A 15,351-nucleotide genomic window follows, 5' to 3' on the forward strand; every position below is an offset into this window, starting at 1 on the left:
CACGACGTCAGGCCGCGCAAATCTGGACGACTATGGGAAGCTATCTGATACGCGTGGTACTGGCCGACGACCATCCGGCGATGCTCGCCGGCGTCGAGCACGGGCTGTCGTCGGTGCCGACGATCCAGCTGACCGGCAAGGCCGGCAGCTCGACCGAACTGATCCGCCTGCTCGATGCCGGCGCGTGCGATGTCGTGGTGTCCGATTACGCGATGCCGGGCGGCGCGCACGGCGACGGCATCACGCTGTTCTCCTACCTGCAACGCAACTACCCGGCCGCGAAGCTGGTCGTGCTGACCATGCTCGACAACCCGGCGGTGATCGGCGCGCTGACGCGCCTCGGCATTACCTGCATCGTCAGCAAATCCGATACGGTCGATCACCTGATTCCCGCGATTCACGCGGCCGCGACGGGCGGCACCTACTACTCGCCGTCGGTCGAGAAGGTCGTGCGCACGCTCACGTCGCATTCGAGCGCACGGGCCGTCGACCAGAAGCGCGAATTGAGCGCGCGCGAGATCGAGGTCGTGCGTCTCTATGCGTCGGGCATGACGGTGAACGAGATCGCGGAGAAGCTGAGCCGCAGCAAGAAAACCATCAGCACGCAGAAGGCGCGCGCGATGGAAAAGATCGGCGTCGACAAGGACATCGACCTGCTGCGCTACGCGATCGAGAACGGAATCGTCGCCGCCGCCGGCACCGAAGGGCGCGGTGGGGAAGGGGAAGGCGCGCCGGGGGCCGATCCGGCCTGACGCGTGTGGTCACGCGCCGTATCGAGGCGGCGCGCAGCGGCCCATCCGCGCGGTGAAGCCACGCGGGCGCGGATCACGGCACCGGTGCCCCGCGAGCGCCTATGCATTCATCTCCGGGTTGCGGGTAGATCAGTCGGTTTCGCCGGCCGCCTGCGCCGACGCATACCCGTAATCGGTCACGAGCCCGCACGCGATCGCGTAGCGAACCAGATCGACGTCGCGCTCGATGCCGAGCTTCTGCATCGCCGAACTCTTCTGCGTGCTGATAGTCTTCTTGCTGCGATTCAGCTTCTCGGCGATCTCGTTGACCGACAGTCCCGACGCAAACAACCGGATCACCTCGACTTCGCGCACCGACAGCGCCGGCGCCCTGCCGGTCACGCTGCCCGCGTTGCGCAAGATCTTGTCCATCGACGGCGACAGATACCGGCCGTTCGTATAGGCCGCGTGGATCGCCATCGTCAGGTGGTTCGGCATGTCCGACTTGCTGACGATGCACGCGATGCCGAGATTCATCAGCGCACGCAGCGCGACCGCGTTTTCCATCATCGTCATCACGACGATCTTCAGGCCGGGATGGCGCTTCAGGATCGCCGTGAACAGCGCGAGCCCGTCGCCGTAATCGCTGCCGGGCATCGCGTAGTCGGACACGAGCACGTCGCACGGATGGCTCGCGAGCGCTTCCATCAGTTCCGTCGAGTCGTGCGCGGTCGCGACGACCGTGACGGTGTTCGTCGCCGACAGTTCGTAGCGCGCGCCGATGACGATCGCCGGATGATCGTCGGCGATCACGATGCGGATGGGGAAGGTATTGTTCATGAATTTCTCACGCGTCGCGCGGCGCCGATTGGCGCGCGGTCGGCGTTGTTGAGCAGGTTGGAGCCGGCGTGGGAGCGCCGTCGCGGGCGGCGAAACGGCTGGCCGGACGCGACGCCGTCGCGCCGACGGCCGGTGGCAACTCGGAGGAATCGCCACTGGCCGTCGGCCGAAAAGCGGGGGGATCGCTCCCCCCGCTTCGGGTCGACGCTCCGCTTGCGCGGAGCCGTCCGGTCAGAACTCGTAGCCGACTTGCGCACGGACGCCCACGTCGCCGACCGAGGTGACCGACGTCGCGCCGTTCACCAGCCAGTTGCCGTTGCGCGAACGGTAGGTCGCGCCGGCCGCGATGGCCGAGCCGCTCTTGAAGTTCGCGGCGCCGACCGCGACGACCGTCTTGCCCGGCTGCGACGGCGTCATGTTCGGCATCGCCATCGCGGCCGCGATACCGGCGTAGGCGTTCTTCGCGACGTCGTTGATCGCGCGGTTCGTGTCGTTGAAGCGCTGGTCAACCGATTCCATCGCGCGGTCGAGCTGGCCCTTCGTCGCCGCGTCGGATGCGTTGATGCCGTCGGCGATGTTGACGAGCCGGCGGTTGCCTTCGGCGGTGCCGTCGCCGAACGAGACCGTGTTCGCTTCCGTCGCCACCGAACCCTGGCCGATCGCGACGGAGTTGCTGCCGGTGGCCGATGCGCCCTGGCCGAGCGCCGTGCTGCCATCGCCCGATGCGACCGAGCCTTGGCCGACGGCTGTGCTGTCCTTGCCCGAGGCGACCGAACCCTGACCAACAGCCGAGCTGTTCTCGCCCGAGGCGACCGAGCCGTTGCCGATGGCCGAGCTGTTCTTGCCCGACGCATTCGAACCTTCGCCGACGACGGTCGAACCTTCGCCCGTGCCCGGGCCGCCGGCGCCCGGCCCGCCCGTGCCGGGGTCGCCCGGGTTGGTTTCGAGTTCGCCGACACGGCTGGACAGATCGTCGAAGCGGCCCGACAGATCGCCGTACTGCTTCGCGAACTGCTCTTGCAGCGCGTAGAGCTGGCCGCCGTTGACGGCTTCCATGCTGGTCGCGCTGATTTGGCCCGCCGCGACCTGCCGCAGCACCGTGCCGTCCGTGCCGGCGAAGGTCACGGAATCGAACGAGAGGCCGCTGTCGTACGTGACCGCGCCGACTTCCTTGCCCGTGTAGTCGATCAACCCGGTTGCACGAAGCTGCGAGACGGTCACGACATCGTCGTCGTTCACGCCGTTCGCGACGCCGGACAGCACGCGCGGGCCACCGCTGCCGGCGAAGTTGACGACCGAGCCGGCGCCGCCCGCGCCGACCGTGATCATTCCGCTCGTCGCGTCCTGCCGAACGAGGCCGACCGTGCCGCTGCCGAGCTGATCTGCGAGCTTCTTGATGCCGCCTTCGTTGTCGGTGACACGCCCGTCGAGGTTGGTGACGGCGTCGCCGACCGAGTTGACGATCTTCGTGCCGCCGCTGCCGTCGCCGACCGTGAAGCTCGGTGCGGAGATCGAGCCGTCGGCATTGACGGTCGAGCCGCCGCCGATCGCCGATGCGACGCTGTCGGCTACGCCGTGCAATTGCGAACCGTTCACGGCTTCGCTGCTGGCGGCCGATACGTCGCCTGCCGCAATGCCCGTCAGCTTGCGGTTGCCAGCGGTGCCGGCGAAGTTCACCGCTGCGCCGTCGGTGTTCGCGCCGACGGTGATGTCGTCGCCCGGGTTGGCTTGCTGGACGAGGCCGACCGTACCGCTGCCGATTTCGTCGGCGAGCTTCTTGATGTCACCTTCGTTAGTCGTCGTGCGGCCGTCGAGGTTGGTGACGACGTCGCCGACTGAGTTGACGACCTTCGTGCCACCGCTGCCGTCGCCAACGGTGAAGGACGGTGCGGAGATCGAGCCGTCGGCATTGACGGTCGAGCCGCCGCCGATGGCCGATGCGACGCTGTCGGCAACGCCATGCAACTGCGAACCGTTGACGGCGTCGGTGCTGGCCGTCGAAACATCGCCGGCCGTGACGCCGGTGAGCGTGCGGGTGCCCGCCGTGCCGGTGAAGTTCACGGTGTCGCCGTCGGTGTTCGCGCCGACCGTGAGGTCCGCGCCCGCGGCCGCTTGCTGGACGAGGCCGATCGTGCCGCCCGACAGGCCGGCAAGTTGATCGTTGATCGTTTCGATATCGCCCTTTGCGACCTTCATGTCGCTGTCGAGCCCGGCCAACTGGACGTTGGTCGTCGACAGCGTCGAATTGGTCGTGGAGAGCGAAGCGGTGGTCGTCGACAGGTTCGCGTTCGTCGTGGAAAGCGCGACATTGGTCGTCGACAGGCTCGCGTTCGTCGTGGACAGCGTGGCATTGGTCGTCGACAGAGCCGTATTGGTGCGCTCGATCGATGCGTTCGTCGTCGACAGACCTGTATTCAACTGGCCGAGGTTCACGGCATCGTTGTCAGCGGTGCCTGCCGACACGTTGACGATCCGGCGAGTGAACGTCTGTCCGTCGATGTTGGGAATGCCGGCGCCGACGGAGACGGTGTTCGCTTCATGTGCAACGGAACCCATGCCGAGCGCGACGGCGCTGCTCGCACCGCTGGTGACATGGGAAATCGTGCCGATTGCCACAGAACCCGTAGCCTCGACAACCGCCCCCCGTCCCACTTGCGTTGCGGCACCAATCGCGAGTCCGTAGCTTGCGGTAGACGTGGCGTTGGCGCCAATCGCGGTGCCCGCGGTGGTGCCAGCGGTTGCTCCGTTGCCCAAGGCCGTGGAAGTCCCGCCGAGCGCGCTACTCCCGTTACCGATCGAGATATCGCTGGCGGTCGCGGCATTTGCTGCCGTTCCGCTGCCCGTCCAGATCGAAATACCATTGCCCGAACTCCAGCCCCCCGCCATGGTGCCGATCGATCCCATGGTGCCGATTTCGCTCTGATTCACCGCCTGGCACACGCCTGCATCGTCAACCGTGCCGCTCGACCCGTCCGCCGTCGTGCATGCCTCCGCTGCTGCCGCGCTGCCAATGGCCGCGGTACCCAGCGTGATTGCGATCACCGCCTGCCGCGCCGCGCGCGACGACCCTTTCGAATGCGACTTCGCGGTTTCGGCCACGGCCGTCCACGTGCTCGTTGCCGCGTTCCAGATGCTGCGATAGGTCTTGTTCATTTGCCCTACTCCTTACGGTTTGTCAGTTCACAAACCGATGGTAGGGATCGGCCTCGTCCTAATCAGTCGTCCACGGCTGATTCGAGATAGCGCCTGTGTAGGCCCAGTCCTACACGCGTGCAGCGGCATTGCGGGGCAAGGCTCGCAGGTTGAATCGGGGAGGGGAAGAAGACCGGCTGGAAACGGCCGATCGCGTCATGTTCAGACGGACGGCGCCCGCGTCGCGCGCCGTTGCAGCGCATCCCGCGCAAGGCGTTCCGCTTCCGCGAGCCGCGCATCGAACGACGTCAAATCGCCTTCGTGCACGATTGCCTGCAATTCGCCGACCGCATCGGCCACCGCGTGCTCGTGAATCGTCGCGAACGCGCCGCGCAGCGAATGCAGTTCATGCCGCAGCGCCGGGATGTCGCCACGCGACACCGCATCGCGTGCCGCCCCCAGCGAGTGCGCGAGGCTCGCGTCGAGCAGCGCGTGCACGTCCGGTGGCAGCGGACCTTCGGCCAGATCGACCAGCGTTTGCTGCGCCGCCGCCCGCGCGGGCACCGCATGCGCATAGCGCCGCACGGTGCGGTCGATCGTGTCGAGCAGCACCGGCTTCACCAGCACCGCGACGATCCCCGCTTCCGCGCAGCGCGCATGCTCGGCCGCGCTCGCATGCGCGGTGACCGCGACCACCGGCAGGTCCGGATACTGCGCGCGCAGCACGCGGGCCAGCGTATAGCCGTCCATGCCCGGCATGTTCAGGTCGGTCATCACGAGGTCGTAGCGCGTATCGGTACAGCGCCGCAATGCGGCCGCCCCTTCCTCGGCCGCGTCCGCCGCATAGCCGAGCGTGACGAGCTGCCCCTGCAGCAGCTTGCGGTTCACCGGATGATCGTCGACCACCAGCACACGCGCGGCGACCGACGGAAGCGTTGCTGCATCGTCGGCGCGCGCCGCGTCCTGCGCGGCGATCTGCTCGCCGGTCGCCGCGCGCAGCGGCAGCGTGACGACGAACGTGCTGCCGTGGCCGGCTTCGCTCTTCACGTCGATCGCGCCGTGCATCATCTGCGTGAGCTGCTTCGTCAGCGCGAGCCCGAGGCCCGTGCCGCCGTAGCGCCGCGTGATCGACGTATCGGCCTGCGTGAACGGGCGGAACAGCGTCGCGCGCTGTTCGTCGGTCATTCCGATGCCCGTGTCGCTGACGCCGATCGCGATCGGCGACGCGGGATCGGCGTCGTCGCGCAGGTACACCTCGAGCGTGATTTCGCCGTGGTTCGTGAACTTGATCGCGTTGCCCACGAGGTTCGCGGCGATCTGCCGGATGCGCGTCGGGTCGCCGAGATAGCGGGGCGCCAGCGCATCGTCGATGAACACGTCGAATTGCAGCCCCTTCGCGGCGGCCAGCGGCTCGAACATCGCACCGGTCTGCCGGACCGTGTCGGCGAGATCGAACGGGATCGCCTCGATCGTCATCTGGCCGGCCTCGATCTTCGACAGGTCGAGGATGTCGTTGATCAGGTCGAGCAGCACCGATGAAGCACCTTCGACCGTATGCAGCCGCTCGCGCTGCGTGTCCGCCAGCGGCTCGCGGCCGATCAGTTCGAGATTGCCGAGGATCGCGTTCAGCGGCGTGCGGATCTCGTGGCTCATGGTCGCGAGGAACGCGGATTTCGCGTTGTTCGCCGCGTCGGCCGCCTGCCGCGCGTTGTCGAGCGCGCGTTCGACGTTCTTCTGCGACGTGATGTCGGAGAAGTTGGCGAGCACGACGTCCGCGTCGCGGTAGCGCGTGCGCACGAGGTTGACGAGCAGGTCGACCGCGTTGCCGTCGGCGGTGGGCAGCGACACGTGCAGGCCGGACTGCCACGCGTCGGTCCCGGCCGAGCGGTCGAAGCGCGCGAGCAGCCGCGCCGGCAGCGACGGCCCGCCCGCGCGGCGCGCGTCGTAGTCGCGCATCGTATCGTTCTGCAGCAGCACCGCGCCGTCGGCGAGCGACAGCAGCGCGATGCCGGACGGCGCGGCCTCGACGATCGTGCGGTTCAGGTTCTCGCTGTCGATCACGCGGCGGCGGCGCGCTTCGTCGGGCTTCAGCACGCGGCGGTCGAAACGCACCAGCAGCCACCACACGAGCGCGATCGCAGCCAGCATGATCGCGGCGTACCCGCCCGCGCGCAGGCCGATCGTCGCGAGCAGCGAACGCAGCGAGAACGCCTGCACGAGCGTCCAGTCGGTGTCGGGGATCGGCTGGCTCAGCGCAAACAGGCCGTCGCCGAACGCGGTGCGCGGGCCGCTTTTGCCGAGCGCCGCGCGCGCGCGTGCGCCGAGGCGTTCGACCGACGCGAGCGTCGCGTCGTCGCTGGCGGCCGTGCCGGCGCGCAGGAGCGTGCGGCCGTGCGTGTCGGCGACGATCGCGGCGTCGGTCGTCTCGCCCATCGTCAGTCGCGTGCGCAGCACGTCGACGGGCAGTGTCGACAGGAACACCACGCGCGGCATGTGCCGGTCATAGACGGCGCCGGCGATCCGGAACACGTCGCGCCGCTGCACCGGATCGTAGACGGGCGGATGCCATTCGTATTGCCCGGGCGGCGGCGTGTCGATGCCGGCTGCGACTTTCGCGACGAGCGTGTGCGCATCGGCATTCGGCGAAGCAGTCAGCGGATCGGCCGGCACGGGCTCCGGAATGACGACCGCGAAGCTGCGGTCGGGGCGGTACGCGTAGCCGGCGATCGCGCGGTCGGCGTCGTGTTTCGCGACATAGGCGCCGACGCGGTAGCTCATGTCGCTCGCCATTGCGAGATCGTGCGCGTAGCGCTCGGCCGGCTGCGTGGCCGACAGGTCGGCGAGCACCAGCGTGGGCGGGAAGGTCGGGCTGCCCTGGATCACGAGCCGGCCGCGTCCGGACGCGAGCGCGGCCACGCGCGCCGGGTCGGTCGGGCGCGCGTTCCACACGGCTTCGTCGTGCGTGACGAGCGTGTCCATGCCCGTCGTGCGCATCTTGAATTCGATCTGGACGAGGAACTGGCGCACCGCGAACGTCGTATAGCGCGCCTGGATCGCCTCGCGCGCCATCGTGTAGAGCATCAGCCCGCTGGCGAGCAGGATCGCGACGGTCACCGCGACGCCGCCGCCATACAGCAGCGCGCGCTGGCGGCGGCCGGCCGGCGTCGGTTCGGCGGACGGGCCGGCGGCGGGACGGGATCGATCGGGTGCGGCGCGGTGGTCCATCGGGGCGGGGCGGTCGGCCAAGGTGCCCCCATGATAATGGAGTCCGATCGGTACGCAACGCTGCCCGTCAGGGTTGCGCGGCGCGCGTGCCGTCGGCCCGGCGCGGGTCCGGCCCGGGCGGCTCGTCCGGCTCGCACGTGACGAGCCGGTACCCGAAGCCGTACATCGTCATCATTCGCACGCCGTGCCGCCCGTCGAGTTCGAGCCGGTCGCGCAGATACGCGACGTGCGTGTCGAGCCGCCGGCTGTGCGACGCGACGAGCGAGCCCCACACCAGTTGGCTCACGTGCGCGCGATCGAGCGCACGGCCCATGTTCAGGAAGAACGCGGTCGCGATCTGGAAGTGCTTCTCGGTCAGCACGTGCTCGCGGCCGGCGACGGTCACGCTGCGCGCGGCCGTATCGAACTCGAACTGTCCGATCCGCCAGTGGCGATGATGGATCGCACGGTGATGGGACCAGCGCAGCCACGTCGCGATGCTGCCGATCAGCGTGTCCGGCGGCGCCGCGTACGGCAGATGCTCGTTCGCGCCGGCCACGAAACAGGCCGAGCCCGCGAGCTCGGCGTCGCGCTGGCTGATCGACACGATCGCCACGGTGCCGGCGAAACGTGCGCGTAGCGCGTGGATCGCGTCCGTCGTGCGGCGGCAGGCCGTTTCGCATTGCACGATGAAGAGATCGAACGCGCGCGTGTCGCAGGCCGCGAGCAGGTCGGTCAGATATTCGAAGCGCAACGGCCGGTAGCCGGCGCGGCGCAGGATGTCGTCGATGCGCAGCCGATCGTAGCCATGGCCCGCGCGGCGCAGCCGGTCGTCGAACATGCCGCGGCTCGGATGGTCGATCGTCAGGATCGCGATGGCGGTGGAAGGGGCGTCGGTCACGGTGCGCTCGCGCGAAGCCGGTGCGGCGCGGATGCCGCGTGCGTTCGCGACCGGAAGAAAAGAAACGGGATCATGGCCGGAAGGTTCCGGGCGGGTAGCGGCGCGATGCCGTCCAAAAAAGTCCCGCCGGAGAGGGCGGGAAAATATCGACTATGGAGCCTGATCTCCCGGAGGCAGAGAACAGGCAGGCCGATTGTGGTCGTTTCGGAGTCTGAAGAAAATCAGTCCAGTCCGAAACTGCGCGACGCTGCCGCGGAAAGCGCATCTTTGGGACGGGTCTGACAAGAAACATAACGGCATTCGGACCACAGGCCGTGCGGAGTTGCCGACAATGGAGCGCATCGCGTGTGGCGTCGCGACGGCCCCTCCGCGTTCGCCGCATCGCGCGGACCGTGCGCCGCGCCGCGTGCCATCCGTCATCCATTGCCGAATTTTCGTTGCCCATGAAACCTTCCATCCGCGTCGTCGCGCTGCTGGCGTGGCTCGCGCTCAGCCTGGCCGGCACCGCGTTCGTCGTGTCGCGCGCGGTCGCCGACGCGTACGGCCGCTTCTTCCAGGATTCGAGCATCACGATCCGCCTGCTCGCGCAGAAGGCCGCGCAGCACGAGGCGATCCTCGCGACGCTCGGCGCGTCGTCGCTGGCCGCGCCGCCCGCGCACATGCTCGACAGCCTGCGCGAGCGGATGCCGCAGGTCGACGGGCTCGCGTACTGGCGGGCCGGCGCGGGCTGGCGGACCGATGGCGGACCGGCGCCGGCCGAGCCGCTGCGGCCGAGGCCCGGCAAACCGTTCGCGTTGGTGTTCGACGGCGCTGCCGCGTACTGGCTCGTGGCGAATTCCGGCTGGGCCGTGCGTGTCGATCCGCGCCGGATGATTCCGGCGGGCGACTGGTCGTCGGCGATTTCATCGGCGGCGCTGGCGGTGCGCGATCGCCGTATCGACTTGCTGTCGCGTGCTTCCGGCAGCCCACTGCCCGGCTGGACGATGCGTCTGGAGAAGCACCTGCCCGCGCAGCCGCAGGCATTCGTGCTGCACACCACGCGCACGCTGACGGCCGCTGATCTGCCGTGGCTGCCGATCGCGTTGTGGAACGCCGTGGCCGCGCTGCTCGTCGCGGGCGCGCTCGTCGCGTGGCGGTTGCGCGAGGCGCGGCGCCGCGAGGATGCCCGCGCGCGGCTCGACCGCTTCGGCCGGCTCGATACCTTCGGCGAAATGGCCGCCGGCCTCGCGCACGAACTGAACCAGCCGCTCGCGGCGATCGTCAGCCACGTGCGTGCGGCCGAACGCCTGCTCGATCAACCCGACGAGCGCGACAGCGTGCGCCGCGCGCTGCGGACGAGCGTCGCGCAGGCGAAGCGCGCGGCGGCGATCCTGGAACGCATGCGCGAGGCCGTCGCCACCGCGCATGGCGGCGAGCGCCGCACGCTCGATCCCGATGCGATGATGAACACGCTGCTGTTCCTGTATCGCGACGAATGCGCGCGCGAGCACGTCGCGCTCGGCTGGCACAACGCGGCGCCGCGCGAGCGGCCGTTCGCCGAGCCGATCGCGGTCGAGCAGATCCTGCACAACCTGATCCAGAACGCGCGCGATGCGCTGGCCGGCGCCGGTACCGCGGCCGGCACCGGCACGTCGCGCGGCGAGATCCGCGTGAGCGGCGCGCGCGTCGGCCGGCATTACCGCTTCAGCGTCGTCGACAACGGCCCCGGCGTGCCCGAAGACGCGCTGCCGCGCCTGTTCGAACCGTTCTTCACGACGCGCGCGCGCGGGCTCGGCCTCGGGCTGCCGCTGTGCGACACGCTCGCGCAGCGCCAGGACGGCGCGCTGACGGTGCGCAACCTGCCGTCGGGCGGTGTCGAGGCCGTGCTGTCGTTGCCGCTGGCAGAGGAGGCCGCATGAACGACCCGCTTCATTCGGCGCGCGACGCAACGGTCGTCGCGATCGTCGACGACGACGAAGCCGTGCGCGACGGGCTCGCGCTGCTCCTGCGTTCCGTCGGCGTGACCACGCGATGCTATCCGGGCGCATCGGCTTTTCTTGCGGATGCGGACGACGCGGCGCTCGGCTGCGTGCTGCTCGACATCCGGATGCCGGGGATGAGCGGCCTCGACGCGCTCGACGAACTGCGCGCGCGGCGCGACCTGCCGGTGATCGTGATGACCGGCCACGGCAACGTCGATGCGTGCCGGCGCGCGTTCAAGCGCGGCGCGCTCGATTTCCTGCGCAAGCCGGTGGACGACGACGAGCTGATCGACACGGTTCAGCAGGCGCTGCGCCGGCAGGCGGCGCAACGCGGGCACGACGACGCCGGCCAGACGCGCGCGGCCCGCGTCGCGACGTTGAGCGCGCGCGAACGGGAGGTGCTCGACGGCATCGTGCGCGGCTGGAGCAACAAGGAGATCGCGCGCGAACTCGGGCTGTCGCCGCGCACCGTCGAGACCTATCGCGCGAACGTGTTCGACAAGCTGCAGGCCGCGTCGCTCGTCGAGCTTGTGCGTGATTACGCGCTGCTCGCGGGCTCGGCGCTGCCATAGGCGACTCCTCCGTAGCGCTACGGAGGCGCAACCCGTAGCCGAACGGGTTCAACGATCGCGGCGCGATTCCTACGATGACGGCTTCTCCGACAAGTCATCCATCGTCAAGGATTCGATTCATCATGATCAAGCGCTTTGCTCTGCCGTCCACGCTGGCCCTGCTGTTCTCGGGTGCCGCTTTTGCCGATACCGTCGCCGTGCCGGAAACGAAGAAGACCGCCGAGCTCGGCGACGCCGGCTACTACGCGACGGGCCGCGTCATCGGCGCGTTCGACAACGCGGTGAACATGGAGCTGACGAGCCCGCGCGTCGCGAGCCGCGTCGGCGGCCCGGAGACGGGCTCGAACGTCACCGGCTCGCTCGGCCTCGGCTACCAGTTCGGCAACGGCTGGCGTGCGGAAGGCGAATACGTGTTCAAGCGCACCAACAATTTCACCAGCTACTGGGCGCCGTTCGACGCGAACGCGAACGAATTCCACGTGTCGGCGCAGCGCCTGATGCTGAACGGCTACAAGGACTTCGACCTCGGCCGCGGCTTCTCCGTGTACGGCACGCTCGGCATCGGTGTCGCGATCGTGTCGGCCGACGGCTGGCAAACCAACGACACGCGCCGCTTCGCATCGAAGACGCAGACCAACCTCGCGTACTCGGCCGGCGCGGGCGTGAGCTATGCGATCAACAAGCGCTTCTCGATCGACCTCGGGTATCGCTATGTCGACATGGGCAACGTCGAGACCGGCTTCAACACGTTCGCGAACCGCATCAACGCGCGCGACGAACAGTTGAAGTCGAAGCTGTCGTCGAACGAAGTGTTCATCGGCCTGCGCGGCCGCTTCTGATGAATGGGCGAGCGGGCAGGCCGCACGCGTGCCCGCGCGAAGACGCTGATGGAGGCCGAGCGCATGAAGGACGTGATCGATTCGGGGCGGCGCAGGCTCGTGCTGGCGACGGCCGGGCTGGCGGCCATGCCCGCGTGGGCGGCTGACGTGCCGCCCGTGCCGGGCAACGCGCGCGGTGTGCGGCGCAACGCCTCGGCCGATCTTACAGTGCGGATCGTCGACATGCTGCACGGCGTCCCGGCCGAAGGCATGCGCGTCGAGCTGTCGCGTGTCGACGGCGCGCAAGACGTGCCGCTGCGCACCGCCACCGTCGATGCACGCGGCGGCACCGGCGCGCCGCTGCTGGCCGGCGACGCATATCGCGCGGGGACGTACGCGCTGATGCTGCACGTCGGCGAGTACTTCCGCGGCCGCGACGTGCGGTCGCCGTTTCTCACGATCGTGCCGATCCGGTTCCGGATCGCGCGCGACGACGAACGGCTGCATCTTCCGGTGCAGTTCGGGCCGTGGAGCTACACGGTGTACCGCGGCACATGACGCACGTGATCACGCCACCGCGAAAGGACAGGACATGACAGGGATCAGCACGCACGTGCTCGATATCGCGAGCGGCAAGCCGTTGGTCGGCGTGCGCATCGAGCTCTACGACATGGGCGAGACGCCGCCGCTGCTCGTCGCGCGCGCAGCCAGCAACGCGGACGGCCGCAACGACGCGCCGATGCTCGACGGCGATCTCGCGCGCGGCGGCGACTTCGAGCTGCGGTTTCACCTCGGCGAGTATTTCAGGGAGCCGGACGCGTTGCTGGACGTCGTGCCGGTGCGCTTCACGGTGACCGACCCGTCGCAGCACTATCACGTGCCGCTGCTGTGTTCGCCGTGGTACGTGTCGACGTATCGCGGCAGTTGAACGGTCGGCGGACGGCGCGAGGGCGCGAGGGTTCGGCGCAGGGCCCGAGCGGGGAGGCGCCGTCCGTTCGACCGCCCGGGCGCGGGTAGGACCAGGCTGACCATCGTCCCGGACCGAAGGTGGCGCAGTCCGATTTACCGGAACCGGCGCGACGGCGATACTCGAAGCCATTCGTTCAACTACGGGAGCACGGATTGCCGCGGCGGATGTCGCGCAATGCGTCGTCGACATCATGAGCATGCAGGACATCACCGGGCATTACGCGATTCCGCTCGTGCATCCGTTCTCGGATGTGCCGCCGCCGTACGGCCGGCGACGCCGGCCGTTCGTGGCGGGCCGGCGGACGCGGCAACACGTGTTCGATATCCACGGCGCGGCCCGCGTGCCGGCACCTGCGGCGGACGGCGGCAACGTCGCCAGGGCCGCGCGGCCCGTCAAGGCCGTACGCGCGGCCGACTTCGGCTCCGACAACCGCGCCTGGGTGCGCCCGCATCCGCTGCGCCGCCGCTGGCGGCTGACGCTGATGGCGTGCGCGCTGTTCGGCGCGACGTGCATCTTCGCGACGCATCTGATCGACGAGCGCCAGCACGCGGCCGAGCACGACGCGGCGTATTCGACGGCGATCGCGGCCGCGCCGACGGCGGCCGTCGCGGCGACGGAAGTCGCGCGGGCGACGGGCCACGCCGCGGAAGTCGCGATCGTGCGGGCGGATAGTCCGGCACCGACGGATGCGCAGATGAAGGCCGCCGCGACGGTGGTGGCGCAAACCGCGTCCGCGGAAGCGCGTGCGTCGCACGTCGCCGGATCGGCGGCCGAGCCGGTGGCCGTTGCGATGGCTGTCGCGTCGAATGCCGTCGTCGCCGAAGCCGCGGCGCCGCGTGCCGATCGTGGAGCGTCGGCGGGCGAGCCGGTTGCGGTGGCCGCGGCGCGGCCGGCGACGAAATCCGCTGGGGCGTCGCGCGGCAAGGCCGCGCGTCAGGCGGGCGTGAACGCGCCTGCCGCGCAACATGCGGCGACCGCGGCACGCGGCGCGACGCCGCATGCGCAACCGGTGACCGGGGCGACCGATACACCGCCGGCCGCGCCGGTATCGAATTCGGCCGAGGCCGTCGGCATGACGGCCGCCGAGTTCGCTCAATGGCTTGCCGCGACGCGCGACACGTCGCGGCCGGCCGCGGGCGGCACCGATCTCTCGGTCGAACTGCCGAGTCACACGCGGTTGATCGGGCACTGACCGGCGAGCGTCGCGCGGCGCGCGGCGCGTGTCGACGGACGGACTGCTCCGGCGACGCCGTGTATCGGCGTCGCTTCCCTTGTTTCCATATTTCGACTATTATGGAAATATGGAAGCCAATGAAACCATTGCCGCCCTCGCGGCGCTCGCGCACGAATCCCGCCTCGCGGTCTTTCGCGCGCTCGTACAGGCCGGGCCGCAGGGCATGCCGGCCGGCCGGCTCGCCGCGCTGCTCGACGTGCCGCCGTCGTCGCTGTCCTTTCATTTGAAAGAGCTGGCGCATGCACGGCTTGTGACGAGCCGGCAGGAAGGCCGCTTCGTGTTCTATTGCCCGAATTTCGACACGATGAACGGGCTGCTGAGCTATCTCACGGAAAACTGTTGCGGCGGCAATCCGTGCTCGCCGGTGTCCGGCTGCTCGCCTTCCGGAACGATCGACCGCCCCCGTCAATCCTGACGCGCTTTCGCGTGCCTGCCCATGACCACGAACGTCCTGATCCTCTGTACCCACAACTCGGCGCGCAGCGTGCTCGCGGAAGGCATGCTCAATCACTGGGCCGCGAAACTCGGCAAGGACGTGCGTGCCTACAGCGCCGGCAGCGCACCGAGCGGCCGTCTGAATCCGTTCGCGCTGGAAGCGTTGACGAACGCCGGTGTCGACGTCGGCGACGCTCGCAGCAAAAGCTGGGACGAATTCGTCGGCGACGGTGCGCCGGAAATGCGCGTCGTCATCACCGTGTGCGACAGCGCGGCGGCGGAAACCTGCCCGTACTGGCCCGGTAGCCCGGTCAACGTTCATTGGGGCTATGCCGATCCGTCGAATGCCGCGGGCGGGGACGAAGGCAAGCGTCTCGCCTTCGAACTGACACGGCAAGCGATCGGCTATCGGATGCTGCAATTGCTGGCGCTGCCGCTCGATCGCCTGAGCAACACCGAACTCCAGGCGGCGCTGACCGCCATCTCGCAAAACTGATCGCTCGCGTGGCCGCACGAGGCATCGAGCGGCCAGTCGCGGCTTCAATACCGATGC

Annotated in this window: 13 protein-coding genes; 9 read left to right on the forward strand and 4 right to left on the reverse strand. The window is 69.1% G+C overall.

From position 1 onward, the window contains the following. Window positions 1-32: 32 nt before the first annotated feature. Complete coding sequence (locus LGM42_RS10525) at window positions 33-752, forward strand: response regulator transcription factor (protein WP_226232173.1); 720 nt, start codon at window positions 33-35, stop codon at window positions 750-752. A gap of 129 nt (window positions 753-881) precedes the next feature. Here the strand turns inward: LGM42_RS10525 and LGM42_RS10530 are convergent, their stop codons facing one another. From LGM42_RS10530 to LGM42_RS10545, 4 genes are all read right to left on the reverse strand, one after another. Then, complete coding sequence (locus LGM42_RS10530; RefSeq protein WP_226232174.1) at window positions 882-1,571, reverse strand: response regulator; 690 nt, start codon at window positions 1,569-1,571, stop codon at window positions 882-884. A gap of 231 nt (window positions 1,572-1,802) precedes the next feature. Continuing rightward, on the reverse strand, window positions 1,803-4,724 hold the full coding sequence (locus LGM42_RS10535) for an ESPR-type extended signal peptide-containing protein (protein WP_226232175.1): 2,922 nt from the start codon (window positions 4,722-4,724) through the stop codon (window positions 1,803-1,805). A gap of 201 nt (window positions 4,725-4,925) precedes the next feature. Further along, complete coding sequence (locus LGM42_RS10540; protein ID WP_226232176.1) at window positions 4,926-7,928, reverse strand: ATP-binding protein; 3,003 nt, start codon at window positions 7,926-7,928, stop codon at window positions 4,926-4,928. A 67-nt stretch (window positions 7,929-7,995) separates the two neighbouring features. Then, a complete protein-coding gene (locus LGM42_RS10545) occupies window positions 7,996-8,808 on the reverse strand; it encodes a winged-helix domain-containing protein (protein ID WP_226232177.1) in 813 nt (270 codons plus the stop codon). A gap of 443 nt (window positions 8,809-9,251) precedes the next feature. On the opposite strand from LGM42_RS10545, the gene LGM42_RS10550 reads away from it, so the two are divergent. From LGM42_RS10550 to LGM42_RS10585, 8 genes are all read left to right on the forward strand, one after another. Next, a complete protein-coding gene (locus LGM42_RS10550) occupies window positions 9,252-10,706 on the forward strand; it encodes a sensor histidine kinase (protein ID WP_060314886.1) in 1,455 nt (484 codons plus the stop codon). Continuing rightward, the gene (locus tag LGM42_RS10555; protein ID WP_226232178.1) at window positions 10,703-11,341 is read left to right on the forward strand and encodes a response regulator transcription factor; all 639 of its coding nucleotides are present in this window, start codon (window positions 10,703-10,705) and stop codon (window positions 11,339-11,341) included. The genes LGM42_RS10550 and LGM42_RS10555 overlap by 4 nt, the downstream gene beginning before the upstream one ends. A gap of 122 nt (window positions 11,342-11,463) precedes the next feature. Then, complete coding sequence (locus LGM42_RS10560; RefSeq protein WP_226232179.1) at window positions 11,464-12,180, forward strand: outer membrane protein; 717 nt, start codon at window positions 11,464-11,466, stop codon at window positions 12,178-12,180. 3 nt (window positions 12,181-12,183) lie between these two features. After that, complete coding sequence (locus tag LGM42_RS10565; protein WP_060314876.1) at window positions 12,184-12,717, forward strand: hydroxyisourate hydrolase; 534 nt, start codon at window positions 12,184-12,186, stop codon at window positions 12,715-12,717. 34 nt (window positions 12,718-12,751) lie between these two features. Beyond that, on the forward strand, window positions 12,752-13,087 hold the full coding sequence (gene uraH / locus LGM42_RS10570) for a hydroxyisourate hydrolase (RefSeq protein WP_226232180.1): 336 nt from the start codon (window positions 12,752-12,754) through the stop codon (window positions 13,085-13,087). 238 nt (window positions 13,088-13,325) lie between these two features. After that, a complete protein-coding gene (locus LGM42_RS10575) occupies window positions 13,326-14,321 on the forward strand; it encodes a serine protease (protein ID WP_226232181.1) in 996 nt (331 codons plus the stop codon). Between the two features lie 109 nt (window positions 14,322-14,430). Continuing rightward, window positions 14,431-14,778, forward strand: a complete 348-nt coding sequence (locus LGM42_RS10580; RefSeq protein ID WP_060314866.1) for an ArsR/SmtB family transcription factor — start codon at window positions 14,431-14,433, stop codon at window positions 14,776-14,778. A gap of 21 nt (window positions 14,779-14,799) precedes the next feature. Next, window positions 14,800-15,294, forward strand: a complete 495-nt coding sequence (locus tag LGM42_RS10585) for an arsenate reductase ArsC (RefSeq protein WP_226232182.1) — start codon at window positions 14,800-14,802, stop codon at window positions 15,292-15,294. Window positions 15,295-15,351 lie beyond the last annotated feature (57 nt).

The sequence above is a fragment of the Burkholderia sp. AU39826 genome (assembly GCF_020419965.1).
Lineage (GTDB): Bacteria > Pseudomonadota > Gammaproteobacteria > Burkholderiales > Burkholderiaceae > Burkholderia > Burkholderia semiarida.